Source organism: Novipirellula caenicola (assembly GCF_039545035.1).
GTDB classification, from domain to species: domain Bacteria; phylum Planctomycetota; class Planctomycetia; order Pirellulales; family Pirellulaceae; genus Novipirellula; species Novipirellula caenicola.
The window spans coordinates 388,278-406,236 of sequence record NZ_BAABRO010000001.1 but is presented as its reverse complement, the minus strand read 5'-3'; the positions used below and the strand labels follow the sequence as shown (position 1 = coordinate 406,236).

At 54.8% G+C, this 17,959-nt stretch carries 14 protein-coding genes; 3 read left to right on the top strand and 11 right to left on the bottom strand.

What is annotated here, in order from left to right; genetic code table 11:
- Positions 1–7: 7 nt before the first annotated feature.
- Positions 8–220, top strand: coding sequence for a hypothetical protein (locus ABEA92_RS01505; RefSeq protein WP_345681999.1), 213 nt, complete (start codon positions 8–10; stop codon positions 218–220).
- A gap of 211 nt (positions 221–431) precedes the next feature.
- Here the strand turns inward: ABEA92_RS01505 and ABEA92_RS01500 are convergent, their stop codons facing one another.
- Both ABEA92_RS01500 and ABEA92_RS01495 read right to left on the bottom strand, forming a co-directional pair.
- Positions 432–2,201: a GspE/PulE family protein gene (locus ABEA92_RS01500; protein ID WP_345681996.1), complete on the bottom strand. Its 1,770-nt coding sequence runs from the start codon at positions 2,199–2,201 to the stop codon at positions 432–434.
- A 266-nt stretch (positions 2,202–2,467) separates the two neighbouring features.
- Positions 2,468–2,887, bottom strand: coding sequence for a hypothetical protein (locus ABEA92_RS01495; RefSeq protein ID WP_345681995.1), 420 nt, complete (start codon positions 2,885–2,887; stop codon positions 2,468–2,470).
- A 533-nt stretch (positions 2,888–3,420) separates the two neighbouring features.
- On the opposite strand from ABEA92_RS01495, the gene ABEA92_RS01490 reads away from it, so the two are divergent.
- Positions 3,421–4,308, top strand: coding sequence for an SHOCT domain-containing protein (locus ABEA92_RS01490; protein ID WP_345681994.1), 888 nt, complete (start codon positions 3,421–3,423; stop codon positions 4,306–4,308).
- Between the two features lie 121 nt (positions 4,309–4,429).
- Here ABEA92_RS01490 and ABEA92_RS01485 read toward each other — a convergent pair whose 3' ends face one another.
- Positions 4,430–5,548, bottom strand: a complete 1,119-nt coding sequence (locus ABEA92_RS01485) for a glycosyltransferase family 4 protein (protein WP_345681993.1) — start codon at positions 5,546–5,548, stop codon at positions 4,430–4,432.
- Positions 5,549–5,787: 239 nt separating this feature from the next.
- On the opposite strand from ABEA92_RS01485, the gene ABEA92_RS01480 reads away from it, so the two are divergent.
- On the top strand, positions 5,788–6,237 hold the full coding sequence (locus ABEA92_RS01480) for a hypothetical protein (protein WP_345681992.1): 450 nt from the start codon (positions 5,788–5,790) through the stop codon (positions 6,235–6,237).
- A 653-nt stretch (positions 6,238–6,890) separates the two neighbouring features.
- Here the strand turns inward: ABEA92_RS01480 and ABEA92_RS01475 are convergent.
- The 8 genes from ABEA92_RS01475 to ABEA92_RS01440 form a co-directional block, all read right to left on the bottom strand.
- Positions 6,891–7,724 carry an FkbM family methyltransferase gene (locus ABEA92_RS01475; RefSeq protein ID WP_345681990.1) on the bottom strand — a complete coding sequence of 278 codons (834 nt, stop codon included), beginning with the start codon at positions 7,722–7,724 and terminating at the stop codon, positions 6,891–6,893.
- Between the two features lie 81 nt (positions 7,725–7,805).
- Entirely contained in the window at positions 7,806–8,804 is a 999-nt protein-coding gene (locus ABEA92_RS01470) for a glycosyltransferase family 4 protein (RefSeq protein WP_345681989.1), read from the bottom strand.
- 13 nt (positions 8,805–8,817) lie between these two features.
- Positions 8,818–10,122 (bottom strand): hypothetical protein, encoded by a 1,305-nt coding sequence (locus ABEA92_RS01465; RefSeq protein WP_345681988.1) that lies wholly within the window; start codon positions 10,120–10,122, stop codon positions 8,818–8,820.
- 77 nt (positions 10,123–10,199) lie between these two features.
- Positions 10,200–11,162, bottom strand: a complete 963-nt coding sequence (locus ABEA92_RS01460) for a sulfotransferase family protein (RefSeq protein ID WP_345681987.1) — start codon at positions 11,160–11,162, stop codon at positions 10,200–10,202.
- Positions 11,159–12,583: an oligosaccharide flippase family protein gene (locus ABEA92_RS01455; RefSeq protein ID WP_345681986.1), complete on the bottom strand. Its 1,425-nt coding sequence runs from the start codon at positions 12,581–12,583 to the stop codon at positions 11,159–11,161. Before ABEA92_RS01455 ends, ABEA92_RS01460 begins: the two co-directional genes overlap by 4 nt.
- A complete protein-coding gene (locus ABEA92_RS01450; RefSeq protein WP_345681985.1) occupies positions 12,583–13,707 on the bottom strand; it encodes a glycosyltransferase in 1,125 nt (374 codons plus the stop codon). The genes ABEA92_RS01455 and ABEA92_RS01450 overlap by 1 nt, the downstream gene beginning before the upstream one ends.
- Positions 13,708–13,753: 46 nt before the next feature.
- Positions 13,754–15,283: an undecaprenyl-phosphate galactose phosphotransferase WbaP gene (wbaP, locus tag ABEA92_RS01445; RefSeq protein ID WP_345681984.1), complete on the bottom strand. Its 1,530-nt coding sequence runs from the start codon at positions 15,281–15,283 to the stop codon at positions 13,754–13,756.
- Positions 15,284–15,476: 193 nt separating this feature from the next.
- Positions 15,477–17,882, bottom strand: coding sequence for a GumC family protein (locus ABEA92_RS01440; RefSeq protein ID WP_345681983.1), 2,406 nt, complete (start codon positions 17,880–17,882; stop codon positions 15,477–15,479).
- Positions 17,883–17,959: the final 77 nt, after the last annotated feature.

Sequence of the window (17,959 nt, the reverse complement as noted above, 5' to 3'; positions counted from 1 at the left end):
TCATCCCATGAAATCGATGATCCAATCGTTGAGTGCAAATCAATTTCAACGCAGGTCAATTTCAGTGGTGATGGACAACGGCGGCCGCGAAGCTCGCTTTGACATTGATGGATGGAAAAATAAGTTCGATCGAAAAGACGCCGTGAAGAAGAAAATAATTGCGGCGGTGTCACCATTATCACATGGGATTGCTCGCATTCAAAGAATTCACCTGTTTTGACGGTGGTGACATCAAAAAAGCGATTCGGTAACTCGTACCTCGGGCGTCCTGACTTCCGCTATTAGCATGGTAGGGGGAATGGTTCCGTCGGGTGGGTCTGTGTCGCCTCTTTGGGCGGCTGGCTACGATGGTTCTTCGCCCAACGCTATTGGCCGCAATACGTTGCCAAATCGACTCGCAATCGAGTCGATTTGAAAGCAAAGCCAAGTGATCAAAGTGACGCCAAATCTTTGGTGATATGCGCCAATGCGATGTCCTCGAGCTCGGTTCGTTTGGCCACGCGATTGACCTCTTCAAACGTCGTCACGCCGCGGATCACCTTCAGCATTCCATCGGCGTAAAGTGTTGACATACCGTTTCTTATGGCTGCGTTGCGAAGTTCCAAAGTGCTCGCACCCTTGAACATCAACTCACGCAGTTTCGAGTTCACTAACATCAGTTCGTAGATACCAATTCGGCCGCGGTATCCACTGCGTCCACAGAACGAACATCCCTTGCCTTTAGTGAACTCAGCCTGCTTGATCATTTCCGGTGGTAGCATCGAATCCGCTAGCACGCTTTCGGATGGTTGGTATCGCACCTTGCAGCGGGGGCAGATCGTCCGCACCAAACGCTGGGCCAAGACCGCAATCACACTACTCGCCACCATATAGCCGGGTACACCGATGTCCACCATTCGCGATATCGCGCTGGGCGCATCGTTCGTATGCAGGGTACTGAAAACCAGGTGTCCAGTAAGGCTGGCCTCGATTCCTGTCGCCGCAGTCTCATGATCCCGCATCTCGCCGACCAGGATGATATTGGGGGCCTGACGCAGCATCGCGCGAATGATGCGAGCAAAGTCCAATCCGATGTTGTGTTTGACTTCGACCTGGTTGATCCCGGGCAAGTAGTATTCGACCGGGTCTTCGGCGGTGATCACCTTGCGGTCCGGACGGTTCAGCGCGTTCAGGGAGGCGTACAGTGTCGTCGTCTTGCCCGACCCCGTTGGGCCTGTCACCAGGATGATGCCGTTGGGGCGGCGGATCAGCGAGTTGAAATTACGGAAGTCGCGTTCGGAAAGACCGAGTTGCCGGACCCCGACTTTGATGTTGTCTTTGTCCAACAGCCGCATCACGCACGACTGGCCATGGTTGGTCGGGATGATACTGACCCGCAAATCGAGCTGTTTGTCACCCACCGTGATCTTGATTCGACCGTCCGTAGGCTTTCGTTTTTCCGAAATGTCGATCTTCGACAGAATCTTGATACGGGCGATCACGGCCGAGAGCATTCGGCGAGGCACGTTCTCTCGCTCGACCAAAACGCCGTCAATTCGATAACGAATTCGAACCCGATGTTCGAACGGCTCGACATGAATATCGCTGGCTCGCAGCTGGACCGCTTCCTGGATCATCAGATTGACCAGGCGGATGACCGGGGCGCTATTGTCGTCGACCGTTTCGTCGCCACCGGCACCTCCGCCGTCATCGTCGCTGGTTTCGGTAAAGTCGATCGCCGTATCGGTAAATTCTTGCAGCATCGAGTCGGCCGACTCCCCTTCGACCTGCCCATAGTACTGGTTGATCGCCCCAATGATGGCCGATTTCGGCGCCAGTGCGGTTTCGATTTTGCGGTTCAGGATGAACCGCAACTTTTCCACCGTGGCGAAATCGAAAGGGTCGGCGATCAAGATCCGCAGCGTCCCTTCTTCGTCACTGCTGAACGGCAAAATGGTGTTTTCACGCGCCACCGATTCGGGGATCAATTCGATCACCGATTCGGCGATCCGTTCTTCGCGAAGGTCGACAAAGGGAATTTTGTGGAATTCAGCGAGTGCGAGTGCCACCTCTTCGGGCGTCGCGTACTCCATTTGGACCAGCACATCGCCCACATCGGCTTTCGTGTTCTGGGCTACCCCCTCGGCTTCGGTCAGTTGGTCGAGGCTAATGATGCCTTTCTTCAGGAGCAAATCGGTAAATTCGCGAGTCGCTTGGCTCATTTCAGATGTCTCTACGCGTTTGAAGGGATCGACGTGCGATCAAGATAAGTGTTTTCAGACGGAGTCTAAGTCGTTGGCTCCGCTAGCTATAGGATACCAAGACAAGCTCGCAAAAACATGATGAAGTTGGGCCAAGCGGCAGCGAAGTTTGTAATTAACGCTGCGCATCGAGGGCCCGCACGTTGGCAACCTTCTGCGGCGAGGTCGAGGTTGCCACGGACGTCGTGATTTCGATGGGGTTGTTGCTCGAACTCGCTGGTTCAATGCTAGCCGCCCATGGCGACACCCAACGCCATGATTCCGATGATGCCCATGATCACCATGCCGTTAAAGACCAGCCCGAGGATCGCAAAGATTCGTGAGCGATTGGGTTGGCACAGCCCAGCGACTCCCAGTCCAATCCCCAGCAGGTTTAGCCCGATGATGCCGAAAATACACAGCCCGACAATGATGGCGATCGGCGATTCTTCGTCGATCCCCTCGGGGCTGGATGCTTCGGCGAACCCTGCCACCAAAATGATCGTGAACGCGCCGATGCCGACCAGGATCGACATGATGAACGAGGCGATGCCGAACCCGGACTGCTTTTTACCTTGCGGAAATTCGCTAGCTGCGGTGGGCCCGCCGTGTCGTTGCGGCGGCGAGTAGGGAGATTGCGGAGGTAGGTTGCCGGTATCGAAACTCACAGTGCGTCGCCTTATGCGCATTGAAGGTGGTTTTGTTCTCGCCGAACAAGTGCGGATCATTCTAATGCCGATCCAAACGCTTTGCCACACACGGCCCCTGACCCACCTTGATCATGCTTCAAATTCACCTGGCCTGGGTTTGCGTTCATCCACCGCCGCGAATTGGTGAGCGGCTTGTTGATTTAGTCGTAGGGCGGACTTCCTAGTCCGTCCAAGACACGATTGACGAACGAAAAAGTCCATCTTACACCCGATGCCGCAGGAAGCTTCACTGTATCGTTTGGCGAGTTTTGCGACGAACGGTGGTACCACGCTGCACTGCTGCAACTCGAGACTGACTCGGGATCGGCTCGAACTCGGTGCGAGCAAACTGCATCTCGCGGTGAACAATTCGCCGACGCACGCTTCCCCTGCCGGCGGGTAGTCGTCAAAATGGAAACCAGTGGCGTCGCCACCTCGTGGCGGAACGAGTCAACTTTTCTATCTCCCCTTTGTTTGAAATCGGTAAATCCGATTCAGGAACGTACGATACCATGCCACAGCTATCACCTGCGGGGAACGAAATCGTTCAACGACTGGGCCAGCGTCACGGGCTGTCGACCGACGCGGTCACGCATATGTTGATCGCCATTCACAATGGCAATGGATCGATGGCTCAGTTTAACCATCCCGAGTTCGGCGGTTGCGGCCAATGGATGCGCGGCGGAATGACGATGGTCAGCGATTTGTTCAACTACCAACTGAAATCTCGCGTTGAGAATATTTGTAACGATATCGCCAACGAATTGGCCAATCATCAAACCTCGCCCTTTGTCGGATCGTTCCAAAGCCAGAGTCAAGGTGGCCAATGCCAAGGGAGCGGCAATTCGCAGTCCCAGGCTTCGGGCGCGATGGGCAGCAACAACAGTTTGTTCATTCCCGATCCTGACCAGAATTGGTGGCCCGAGGAACTGGGAGTGCCCAACGCCACCGGCGCTCAAAACAACGTACGCTACGCCTACTTTCCCTGGAATCGTCGCTTGGCCGTCAAGACAGGCTCGGACGTTTGGGTCTACGATACGCTGGATCACCAAATCGGTGGCTTTGGCCAACAGCAAGGTGGTGGCAGTTCGATCACGTTCACCAGCCAATACGGCACCGTCAATTTGGCAACGCTGCCCGTGGTGAGTCGCAACGGAGTGGCGGCAGCAGCTCCGTCGGCGGCCGCACCCGCAGCTTCTGCCAACAATCCGTCTGCCAACAATCCGTCACTTAGCAACCCGCCCGCGGATTCGGACAACGGCAACATGAACCGTCAGCAATCCGCAGGCAACGAGGACGTTCTCGGCACGCTCGAGCGGCTCGGATCGCTAAAAGAGAAGGGTTACATCAGCGACCAAGAATTTGAAGAGAAGAAACGAGACTTGCTAGGTCGTCTTTAGACCGCCAAGCAGCCAAACCGTAGCGGAAGTCGTCAAGACTTTCGTCCGAGTGACAGAGGCTCCTTCGAAACTCTTGACGAGTTCCGCTACGGGCAATTTTTCGCGGCGTTGCATTTCGGCGCTACGCCAAATCTTCTGAGCGTTTTCGCAACTTGCGGCCATCGTTTGCGACTTCACGCAAAAGGTCCTCATAGGCATCGACCATCGACTTCATATCGAATCGATTGACGATAGAGGTCGCGGCGTTGCCAAGCCGCACGCGTTCGGATTCGTCTTGAATCAAGTGACGCATCGCATCGGCCAACGCATCGACGCTGTCGTCGACCAGCAATCCGTTTTCGTTGTGCGAGAGGATTTCACACGACCCGCTTTGGCATTTCATCGCGATACAGGGCAGCCCGGTTGCCATCGCTTCCAATAGTGCCGAGGGAAATCCTTCGTAGCGGCTGGGCAACACAAACAGCGTCGCGATTTCATATTCCGGTGCGATCGGACGCAGCCAGCCGGGCATCGACAAACGTCGGCTGATCCCCGCCTGGTCGGCTTGACGCTGCAGCTGCTCTCGCATCGCTCCTTCGCCCAAAATTTTCAGCGACCACGAAGGCGCATCGGCCGCGATTTTTGCGAACGCTTCGATCAATCGATCGAATCCTTTTTCGGGGGCCAGGCGACCGACTCCCAAAATGATTTTGTTTTCATGTTCGATGTCACGGCAACGCGGTGGTGTGATCGCCGAAGGGATCACCGCGATCGGCCGAGGGCTTAGCGGGGCGAGGGTTTGGGCGATGGCGTCGGTCAGGGCGACCACCCGGGCGGCTCGTTTGTAGGATCGTCGCCGCATGTTTTCCCAGAAGAATCCGAGCGACTGTTGGGCCGGGTCGCTGCGTTCGCTGATCACGATCGGGACCTTCATGCCGATCGTCGACAGCAGCACGTCAAGATTGGTGCGATCGCAAAACGACAACACGACATCAGGCTTTTCGGTCGCAATCGTTTTGCGGATTGCCTTGTGTCGGCGGTGAAGGTTCATCGCTTTGTCGACGCGTCCGCGGCTGGCACGCATCACCCGCAGCGGAATTCGCCGCACCGTCTCTGCGATTTCGTGTCGGTCGGTGCGAGCGTCATCAAACGTCACCAGCACGACTTCGTGCTCACGAGCGGACAACTGGGATGCCAGCGCTGCCATCACCCGCTCGGCACCGCCGCCACTAAGAGAATGAATAATGCAAACGATTTTCACGGATTAATTACTCGACAGGTGGACGGGAACGACGGTTCTTCGGAGTGGGGCGGCCAAGCGGGGAAACAACGATTTGGTGAAATGTCGGAACGAATTGGTTGAAAGGTTGCGATTTGCGAACTAGCGTAGGGGTTATGCGTAAGCATAGGGTCGTACGGGGGCCCTCCGTTTTTTGATCGCGAGAGTCGCAGAATTATTGCGCCAATCCAAGCCCCCATGATGTTCAGTTGAGGTTTTCGATGAAAAGTATCGTTGTCGCTGCCGTATTTGCCTTGGCCGCCGTGGTCGCCACGTCCGAATCGGCCTCAGCCCAGTACCCCGACGCCGGTGGGTTCTTTCCCTTCGGCGGCTACGGATTCTACAGTCCGTATGGTTCCTACTACGGAACCTCGCTACGAACGCCCCCCTATTTTGCCACCAATCCCCCCGTCTATTACGGCGCCCGCTATGCGCGGCCTTACGGAATGAGCCCGTTTGCGGCACCGCCGATGGTCAACGCTCCGACAAGTTATCGCGGTCGTTTGGAATCGGAATTCATGACCCCACCAGGGGCTGCACACGGTCCGATCGGCAATCCCTGCATCTCCTACTCGGCGTCGGTCAAACCCAAAGCCAAGAAGATGGGCCCAGTGCGTGAGAATCCGTACGTCAGCGAAAACGACGACGCCGACAAGCTGGCACAAAACTAAGCCCATCATCGCCCCCACACGGTAGCGAAAGTCGCGGGCGGCTTGTTGTTTTATTCGTACGATGGACTTCCTAGTCCGTCGAATCCACCATTGACGGATTAGAAAGTCCATCCTACACGCCTTGCCGCAGGAAACTTCATTAAATCAACAAACCGTTCAGCGGCTTGTTGTTTTAGTTGTACGATGGACTTCCTAGTCCGTCGAATCCACCTTTGACGGACTAGGAAGTCCATCCTACACCCTTTGCCGCAGGAACCTTCACTAAATCAACAAGCCGTCAAGAGTTTCGCGGGGCACCCGATCGCCACGCGTCAACCCGCGAAGGCGAAGCGTTAGCAAACGCCGCGTGCTTCCCAGAGCGACCATCGAAAAAAATCAAGTTGCAAAGGACTGCACCCACGCCCGCGGGGTCGCGGAGTCCTCGAGCGGCACGGCGCTAGGGGGCTCCGCCACGCACACCACTTGGCGCAATCGATGCTTGGCCCAGATTTGGTTTTGCCGATGCCTAATCTCGACGCCGGAACATCGCCTATCGGAACCGCCATCACGCTAGCCATGGTGATCACAATGCGTCACCGCATTCCGCTATCGCCGCACCGATCGCGTTTGCAATGCAGACCAAACGAGCTCGGTGTCATTTGTGGTCGGAGGGATTACTTTTCAAAAATGATTCCGTCGTCATCCTCGTCCGCGTCAAACATCTTCTGAAGCGTTGGCAGAAACTGGTCACGTTCAACGGTGATCCCTTTTGATGGAACCGTCAGCCTCGAAAAGTCGCCAATCACTTCTAGGAAATCGGCCACACTCACGCCGCTAACATCTCGCAAGTGGTGCGGAACAAACTCAACGATGAGGGTTTTGGTGACCGACAGTGCTCGTGGCATCCCTTGCAGCGCAAAGTACTCGGAGCCTTCGATATCCATGACCATCAAATCAATCGACTCGGCATCGATCAACGTGTCGCCGGCGACCCCTTTGACCGTGACTTCCTTGGGCGAGTCATAGTAATAGTTGAACGTCTTGTTCTCGGGCACAATTTTACTGCCGCCCGAGTTTGCCTGATTGATCAAGAACTTCAACTCACACTCACGATTGCTGACGGCAAGATTGTGAGCGGTCATCGTTGTGCATTGGTTGATTGCCATGTTCATGGAAAGAAGCTCAAACGTTTCCGGATTGGCTTCAAAGGCGATCAGACGCTTGCATTGATCCGCAATGGGGATGGCGATGGTGCCCACATGCGTTCCCACGATCACGACGGTGGACGTTTCGTCATAGTACTTTGACATCCGCTCGAGCTCGTCCGCGCCATAGACGCCGCGCAGTCGCAGGTGTCGGCCGACTCCGATGTCTTGAGGGTCAACTGCGAACTTGTACTTCCCCGACTGGATGATCAGGGCGCGGACGTGCTTGCCAATGATGCGTCCTGAGAGTCGACTCAGGCGTGACTTTAGCCAAAGTTTGGCTCGATGCGTAAGTTTACTCACTTCGAATTTCCTTGACGACAATGCGGTTCACGTGAGCTTTTTTCAGACCAGCTCGACTAAACAAATACAAAGAACGATACATTAGGCAGGTAACAACTTCGCTTGCACAAGCGAATCGCGAACTTTTCTGCGAGCGGATTCCCATGAAAATTGGGTCGCCCTGTCGAGTCCCCGTTTGATCATTTCATCCCGGTCGACAGCGCCGCTAAAAAAGCGGTGCAGGTGGTCACGCAACTCGTCTGCCGAGCTTGCGTCAAAGTAGACCGCAGCGTCTCCGCCGATTTCCGGTAACGAGGTGCGGTCGGACAACAGCGTGGGGCATCCGCACGCCATCGCCTCGACGGCGGGCAAACCGAAGCCTTCGTACAAACTGGGGAATACGAGGCACTCGGCTCCGCGGTACACCGACGCCAATTGTGTGTCATCGATTCCCGAAAGGATGGTCGTGCGATCGGTTAGCCCTGCTTCGAAAATCCACTGCTTCAGCTCAGCGGTGGGGCGACACACCATCACCAAGTCCGGCGTGGTGGTTGGATCGAGCCGCTTGACGGCCTCGAGCAAACATTCGACATTTTTGTGAGGTCGGGTGTTGCCGACATACAGGATGTATGGCCGAGGATGCGAAAACCTTGGTCCGGTCGCAGTAAACGATTCCGAAATTCCGTTGCCCACCACGACGACACGCTCTTCGGGGATGCCATACCATTCGACGATTTCTCGCCGACTGTATTGCGACACCGTCAACGTCAACGCGGATCGTCTTACCACGGGACGCTGAAACAAACGGTAGTAGGCTGTTTTTGCGATCGATGCTTCTTGTCGAAAATGGGTGTGGATCATGTCATGGATGCACACCACCACGTTGCAGCTGAGTTTCCACGGGACGTTGAATCCCGGCGACACATACAAACTTGCTTGATTGCGTCTAAGAAATTTTGACAGCGCCATGCCGTCTCGCAACGCCAACGGTTTTGATGTCAGCCGGACGTCGTGAAAATCGGTAAGCTGTTTGCGGATTTCCGATGCAAAACGTCCGATCCCGTGCTGCCCACACCACCGCTGGTCATAAAAATAGTTCATTGCAATTTCGCCCTCAGCGTGTTTGGTAACGACGCAATTTGATCGTCTGCAGATTGCTAATGGCAATGCCGATGACCGTTGCAGCCAAAATTGCGACTAGCTGGAAATAGACCAACCCGTTGTTGAACTGATACTCACGCCATATCTCTGCAAAACTGTACAGCAGCATCAATCCCGCGACACTGACGAACATCTTCAATTGGATCAACCCGGTGGCGATGACCGCAAACAGGAAAAAGGCGATGCAGGCAAACAAAAACGTATTGCCCTGCGCATCTTGATAGATTTCTGCGAGCGCCGAGTTGGTGGTCAATGTTTTGTCGACGTCGGTGAATCCAAGGTACCACTGTTCACCCACGCCGCCCGAGAAATCGGTCTTGCGGCTTTCGTCGTGCAAGAACGTCGGAAGTAGTAGGTATTTCATATTGCTGTGGTGCGCCGCGTCGCTGTCGCGGTAGGCGGCAAACCGACTGACCGACAATGACACTTGCATCGGCGCCGCAAGGTAACGAGCGATTTGAACCTGCATCACGCCCGCCGGAGTCTTGACGTTGTAGCGATCCGCATAAAAGTTCGCGTTTCGCACGTAGGTCATCGCGGTCGCGATCACCAGGATGCAGCCTGCCGGGATCAGCATGCTTTTCCATGAGATCCGGCGTTCTGGTAACGCAAGCAGGTGGCATCCCACAGCGACGAAACACGCCTGCGTGATCAGCATTCGTTGAGAGAGTGCCGCGCCCAAAAGTACCGCCACAAGGTTGATCCAATCGCACAGCCGCGTCATCCTTGCTTTAGGACGTAGCGAGAGCCGATGGAAAAGTGCAACGCCGGCGGCAGGACCCGCGGCGTAACGCAGCGAGTAGACGACCGAATAATCTTCGGTGAGTGCGATTTTCATCGCGTTTCCGTTTAGCTCTGCCAAATCGCGAATCACATTCGGAGCGACCGAAAGCACCTTGAGCCACGCCAATAAAACCCCGCTCGCCGCAATCGCCGTGAACACGTAATAAGCGTTCTGGAACGCGGTCGGGCCGTTTCCAATATGTTGCAGTCGTGTTCCGATGCGGCGGCCGAGCATCGAGCCAAGCGTCGCAGCAAGGATTGCCGCCACGTAGAAACCAATGAAAAATAGCAGCGACGGCAGCTGAACCTGGGTGGGATGCATGAATCCGTAGGCACCATTGTCAGGTGCACTGGCCCAGAAAACACCGCCAATCACCAAGGCGGGCAGGAAGCTAAATCCAGGTTGCAAAAGCAGTCCGAGAAACCATTCCGCAGACGTTTTAGGACGATTCGGAAGAGGGTTAGACGAAGACATTCTGGACGATCGATGAATGGAAAGAGGATCGAACCTAGCGGTAACACGAGAGTCCATCGTTTCGGGACATATTCCCGTTATCGAAAATCGTGTTCGGTGATCTCATTCAAAAGTCGTAAGTCCTCCGCAAAGTATGCCTTCAACTCCGAAGAAAACGATGGTTCCAAGTTTGACTTCTCGTTTCGCGGGCGGATGGCTTGATCGATCATCCCTCGCAGCGGTTTAGGCAACGCGCCGAAGCCTCGCCGTATCCATTTTGTGGGTTTCTCTAATATTGCCGGTGGGTGGAAAAATAGGGTCGCGAGGAATCGAAAACGCATTCGCTTTGACGCATTTGCGACCGGGAATTCGAGCGGCCCCGAGGCGGATAGACCCAAGAAATCAAGCACACGACGACATTCATGTTCGGCGTCACGGCGAAGGTTTCGCGAATGGATCAGCAGCAATTGATCGGCGGGAACGGTTTGCTTGACACGCTGTAACTGTTCGCCCAATCGTCCGACTCGCCCATATTGCAAAAACTCGGGAACTGGACACACCTTGGGTAAATGTTGGCCGTTCCGACGCGGCCCCTGCAAGTTCCATGCAGTTTGAAAATCGGTTTCAGGTTCGAGCCCGTTGTACACCAATTCGTTATGCCACGCCTGAACCAGTTGGACGGGGTCACGCAACATGGCAATGAATTTCGCCTTAGGATTGAAATTCAGGATGTTTTGAACTGCAACCTCGGACATCAAGTAGCAAGTGCTTGCTTCGGCGATGATTCGTTTTGAACTCGCGTTTTTCGATTTGAACAGTGCGAGATACTCTTGCTGCGTTTTAGCGGGACGAATGGAAAGCGTGTACGCCTGAGGAAAATCAGTCGCCCAGAAAAGCGGTTCCTTTGGATGGGAAAAACAAACCTCAGGGTGCGTCGCCAAAAACTCGTACAACGAAGTCGTGCCGCATTTGGGGGCACCAATGATAAAACAATTTGGCAATGCCGCTTGATCGATGGATCGATCCGCGTGCGATGGTTGATTTTGCTGTGTAGAGATCATGAGGTCTCCTTTAATCTGCTCAGGCTAAAGATGTCCATCATCTTTTGAATGCCTTGGAAGAATTTTTTCGGAGAGCAATAGGCTTGTGTTTTGACATCAAAAATATGATACGCGATCCACCAATTGATTGAATTCTGTAGGATCATCGTAATGCTGGTGGTCACGGCGACTCCGATAGCGCCAAAGAAATACCACGATGAAACCCCGCCCACTGATGCGACAATGGCACAAAGCAGCGAGTTGATCACCACCGACCACGAGCGTCCGCCTTGGATCAACACGTTGCCGCAGGCGCCACTAAGCACGAAGGCGAGGTAACCGGGAAGGATCGCGATCAGCAGCGGGGCTGCTGCAACGTACTCTTGGCCAAATCCAATGCGAAGAATGGGTTCGGGAGCGAATAAAAAGAATCCGCACGCCACTAACGAAATCAGCGTGGCGATCGAGGCGCCCGTGCGAAGCAGGATCTCGAGCTCGGTCGGTGCCTCCTTCAGCAGCCGACCGATACGTGGAATGAGGATCGTGTTGGCAATTCCCATCGGCAGTGCCGCCAACAGTGCCAACCGAGTGGCGACTTCAAACAACGCGACATCGATCGGGGTTCCTAAGATCGAAACGATCGCAATGTCCGAACGCTGACAAACATATCCCAAGCCAGACGCCAAAAACACGGGAAAACCGTAGTCGAACAGCATTTGCCGCAGTGATGCGGACTCGAATTGCCTCGTTCCTACCGGTTGCTCGGCGTCCGTCGCCGATGGGGATGCCGGGTTACGCAGCAGCGCGGTAATCCACACCAAACCGAATGTCGCGGTGACAAGCCCGGCGGTGGCGTGGATCCAAACGCCGGCTTCCCACTGGATCGTGTCATTAAAACGGATCAGTACGCAGGTGGCCAGGAAAATCGCCATCGCCAAAGGGCCGCCGCCGAGTCCACTACACAGGCTCGCCACCACAGGATCATCGAGTGCTCGACAGATCTCACCGATCAGCTGGGTCAGCGCTCGCACAACCGTCGAAAGTACGATGGCAAGGACCGCGATTAGCGACACGGGCTGACCGACAAACACATCGCCAAACAGGTGAAACACCACTCCGGTGGTGACTGCAAAAAACGCAATGGGGATGACGGACGCGGAAAGGTAGCGGTAAACGATCGATCGTTTGACGCTCGGGCAACTCGTTTTGCTCAGTTCGCGGATCACGATTTGGTCGAGACCGAAAACGGCCGCCAGAACCGAAGCTTGAGTGATTGCAAATACAGCCGCGAAGCTACCAAACTCGGATTGCCCCATCACGCGGGTCAGGACAAACACGGATGCTGCGGTGAGCAACATGTTTGACACTCGCCCCGCCAGCACTGCGAGTGAGTGCGCGCGAAGCCCTGCGCGAGGCTTGTGCTTTGCCACGACGGCGCCCATCAGCTCGCACCCGTCTTCACGCCATGTTGATCCAGGGTGGCGTCGAGGGTTTGCTTCATGCGGTCACGGAAAATGGATTCCGTGTAGCGTTCCGAGTTTCGTCGGCATTGGTCCGAGGTGATTTGAGCGGTTTCGAACGCGGTGATTGCTTCCGCCAACGCTTGCGGCGATTGTTCATCAAAAAAGATGCCCGTCTCGTTCTCGCGAACCGTTTCCATTGCGCCCCCTTTGCGAAACGCAATCACGGGACATCCGGCAGCCTGCGCTTCGACCGGTGTAATGCCAAAGTCTTCGATACCAGGAAAGATGAACGCGCGAGCGGTTTCGTAATGATCCTTCAGGACGGAAAAGGGTTGCCGTCCCATGAACGTCACGTTCGGAGTGGCGATCCGCTGAAGCTTCGTTCGCTCGCTGCCGTCGCCGATCACAACCAAACGTCGATCGGGATGTGCGGCAAAGGCTTTGACCGCAATGTCGATCCGCTTGTAGGGAACCAATTCGGACACGACCAAATAATGAGCTTCGCGAGGTCGATTCGGGACAAACGCATCGACATCCACCGGAGGGTTGACCACAACGGCATCGCGATCGTAGTAATTGCGAATGCGATCGGCAACGAATTCGGAATTCGCAACGAATTGCGTCACGTTTTGGGCTGCGCGATAGTCGAACGCTTTCAGTCGATTCGAAAATGCGTTCAGTGCTAAGCGAGCGGCCACGGAACTGCGACGATACTCCTCGCCCATCTCCCACAAATAACGCGGTGGCGAGTGACAATAACAAATGTGCAGGGTCCCCTCGGGAACAGAAATGCCCTTGATCAATGCCGCATCGGAACTGATCAACACGTCCGTCCCCTCGTCGACTCGCATCTTCGCAATCGCCATTGAATGCAGAGGTAACAGGTGTTTGTAGTACCGCGTCGCGGCGGGGACACGCTGCAACGCCGACGACACGATCCGCTTCTCGGACAGGATGCCACTAAGCTTTTCGGGATCCGATACCAAGCAATGGATCGGTGCATCAGGGAACAACTTGCAGAGTTGTTCGAGCACCTTTTCACCACCGCGCATGCCGACCAACCAATGGTGTGCAAGGGCAATACGAAGGTTTTTATGATCCATCGTGGTGATCGTTTCCTGATAGCATGGTCGACATGCGAATTGGACGTTAGTACGCGCCTCGATTGGTCAGCACAGCAGCGGGGGTTTTCGCAAGAATCAGCAGGTCCAACCAAATGGACCAATTTCGAACGTAGTAACGATCCAACGCGACGCGTTCTTCGTACGTCGTGTTGTTTCGCCCCGAGACTTGCCAAAGCCCGGTAATGCCCGGAGTCATGTGGGAATAGTCGTAGTAGCGATCACTGTATTTCGAGATCTCGGATTCGACGATCGGGCGAGGGCCGATCAAACTCATCTGTCCAACCAACACGTTCCAGAATTGCGGAAGTTCATCCAGGCTCCATTTGCGGATGATTTTGCCGACCCCGGGAATCACGCGTGGGTCATCCTTTAGCTTTTGATCACGTTCCCATTCGGCACGACATTCAGGGTGCTCGAGCAGGTATTGCTGAAGGACTTCGTCGGCGTTGCAAACCATTGAACGAAACTTCCATGCTCGGAAGGTTTTGCCATGTTGTCCACAGCGTTTGTGTCCGAAGAATACGGGGCCGGGTGACTTCAATTTGATGAACAGTGCAATCAATCCCATTGGAACCGCGAACAGCCCCAAGGCGATCAAGCTAACGACGATATCCGAAAAACGTTTCAGCAAACGCGGCCCGAAATGCAACAGCGGGAAATTGAATTCGGTGGTGTAGGTATGCGTCGAGTGCGACGAGGCACGAGTGTAATCGGGGGACTCTGCATCGCCGAACGCGACCACTCGCGGAATCTGGAATACCAATCGTCGCACCAACTCATAACGGTCCGGCGAGGGGCAAATGAGAATCGCGGGTGCTTTCTTTCGACGCGCGATTTCAACCAAATCATCATGCCGTTCACTATCGATCAAATCGGATGCTTCCGGCTGTAGCGACGTGGTGCATTTGAAGTCACCGACCGGACGATAGCCCCATTCGTGGTGTTTGATGAGTTTTCGGCAGGTGATGGTTCGCTGTTCGGTTTCACCGACAACCAAAACCCGGATTCCCCACCACGAAAAATGCCCCATCATGTACCGCGACAAAGTGCGGGCAAGTGGCAATAACAGGACGGTGATCAGCACGGAAGTCGCGAAGATCGTCGCTTCCAAACGAGGTAGCTGACCTAGGATGACGTTCAGGCCGGTGAGTCCCAGGTAGCTGATGATGGTGGATCGAATCAAGCCGCGGAGCTCCGCGACGGGGTTCAGTCCGGCACCGGGATACACTCCATGCAGCGACAATAACGCCGACTGTAACAGCAATACGGCGGGAAGCTGTTTCCAGAATCCTGAGTAGGGATCCGTTCCAGCGATGTTGCAAACCAAAAAGGTGGACGCAGCTAAGCAGCAGGCCGTTACCAGTAGGTCGACCATCAACAACGGACTCGCGGTCAACACGACCTGCCATATGTAAGTCAGACTTAACTCACGACTTGGTGGTTTTCCGGTGTGTCGCTCGATGATCTGCTGCAGCTGGACGCTTTCGGGCTGGGGATCGATCCCCTGCTTCGCCGGCTCTAGCAGATATTCGTTAGGCGTTGCGGATGTACTCATAAAATCAGTCGTTATCGAAGCGCGGGGATCAGTTCCTGAAAAACAAATCAGATTGGCTCGAGGGATAACTTTTTGCATATTCCAACCTAACTTTCGACGTTCTAAACGCTGTAACCACTATCAGAACGAGGCACCGAATCTTTCCACATTGCCAGCGATTTGCCGGTAACTCTTTTCACTCTTTCTACGGAATTTAGGAACGTGACATCAGCTTTGCCGGTTGCACGGTTTGTGAGCTAGACACGCCTTGTAGACGGATCGAATTGGGCTGAGGATCACTCGCCGCGTAGGTGTCGTGGTAGTACGGCGTGTAGCTGTATTCTTCCGATCGATAGTGATTGGAGTAGCCGTACGCTTTGCTTTCCGCGTCCGAACCGTTCACGATGATCGCGGTGGGGGTCACGCCGATTTCTTCGAGTACGTTTCCGGCCCTCTCGACGCTGCGGCGATTGTTTTTCAGCACGCGGACGGTCATCAACACACCGTCGACCTGCGGTGCGATGATCGCGGGGTCTGCGACCGCTAGCAGCGGAGGAGCGTCGACCAAAACGATGTCAAAACGTTGTTCGCATGTTCGTAGCAGACCGCTGAGTCGAAACGATTCGAGCAGCTCGGCAGGCTCGGAAGTTCTCGTTCCGTGCGCCATCACCGAAAGCGTCTCGATCGGAGTTTGCTGGATACAGTTGTCGAATTGGGTTGAATCCAACAAGGCGTTTGTGAGCCCCGGTTCCCCATCGAGCCCAAACAGGCCTGCAATCACCGGACGCCGCATGTCGGCATCAATCAACAACACGCGTTTACCCGTTTGTGCCAAGGAAATGGCAAGGTTCGAAATCGTGGTCGATTTTCCGTCACCAGGATGAGGACTGGTCATCATCAAGGTGCGAGAGTTCTGTTGGCGGTTCTTGACCAGCAGCGACGTTCTTGCCACGCGGTATACTTCGGCCTCGGACGATCGTGGCGAGTGGAACGCCACCAACGATGGAGCCAATCGGCTTTCGTCGTCCATCTGCTTCTTGACTTGTTTGATGTCGATGCGAGGGATATGAGCGATGACGCCGGCTCGCAGCGATTGCTCGAGATCGTTCGAATCACGGAAAGTCGCATCCAAAAACTCGCTCAATCCGGCGAAGGTCGTGCCGATCGCAAGTCCGAGGATCCCGCCGATGGCAAGCACCAAAGGAAGCCGAGGCCAGCAAGGTTCTTTGTTGATTTCAGGGTGCGACAAAAGGTCGGTCGAGAAGCCGGCGTAGGAGCCTGCCAAGTTGATTTCATGCAACCGGCGAATCACTTCATCGTAACGTGACTGTGCCCGATTCAGTTTTGCCTTCAGCGCGGTGCCGGTCATGAAGTCCGCTTCAATGCTTTTGGCCAACAACAGCTCAGCCTCCGCATCGGCAGTCAAAATTTCCTTGCGTTTTTCTCGTTCGGCAATGTCGTTGCGAAGCAGCAAAACATAGGTTTTAAGCATCTCGCTCGGGTCAAGTTTCTTGGTCGCCATCACAGCCGCCTCAGGGGCGTTGGTCTTGATAAACTGCTGGATGACCTCGATTTCTTGACGCGTCGCTGCGACCAACGGATGGCCGGGACCAAAGTCTTCGGCGAGAGTGCGTTCTTTTTGAAGCAGTTCCAACAGGATCGTGTACTGGGCTTTGGCGACCTCTTGACGTGCCGGCTGCTCCGCCTGGAACGCTTCGGATTGCACTTCGCCACGGGTCATGTCAAGAAACAGCTTCAAACGCTCGACTTCCTTATGGCTCAGCAGCGCAAGGTGAGCGTTGTCGCCAATCTCGTTGACATCTTCCTCCTCGAGGAACTTTTCGATCACTTCCAGACGTGATGAGGATTCGGCAAGCTCGGAACGAACGAGGTTCAATTCGGCTTCGAGGTCTGCCAATCGGTCGCGATGCACATCGCGGACACGGTCGCCTTCGAGCAATACCGGTACAGACTTCACAAACTCGCGATATTCGCGATCGGCGTTATCGAGCTCTTGTTCATGTTCCTTCTGAGCCGTTTCGATCAACGTGATCGCTTCTTTGGTTTTGTTTTGGCCGTGCGATTCAACGTAGTCACGATAGCTTTCGAAAATGGCGGTCAACACCGTGGCCGCAACCGCGGGATCCGGGTCGCGAAACGTTGCCCGAAGCACCATTGCATCGCGAGCCGAACCTTCACCACCTCGCTGGACGTCCAGGTTTTCCAGGATGTAATCGACCGCTGACAGTTCGTTCTTTGCAGCGTTCTGGAATGAGGCGAACTGTCCCAAGTTCTCTCGTTCCACGGCCGCGTGAAGGTTGTGGCGACTCTTCAGCAACTGCATATGCGTGGCAAGTTGGTCCTCTTGGATCGAATCCCCGGTTGCCGACGCAGTGGACGACGTACCGCTGGTGGCTAATTCCGAGTTCCGTTGTCCAACCAAAATCTCGATATTGGATTCGTATAGAGGCTCGGTCGCAAAGAAATAGATCAGTGCGAGCGTGCCGCCGACCAAAATGCCAACGAGCAAGTGAGGCCATCGTCGAAACAGGGTCCCCATCAAATCGACTTCGATTTGGGGCAGATGGGAATTCGCTTCCGCTGTTGAATGGGACGTCATCAACTCGCCTGTTTGTATTGGTGTAAACGCTAAAGAGATTCGATTCAGAGTCATCGACAGAAAAAATGCTTCCCTTC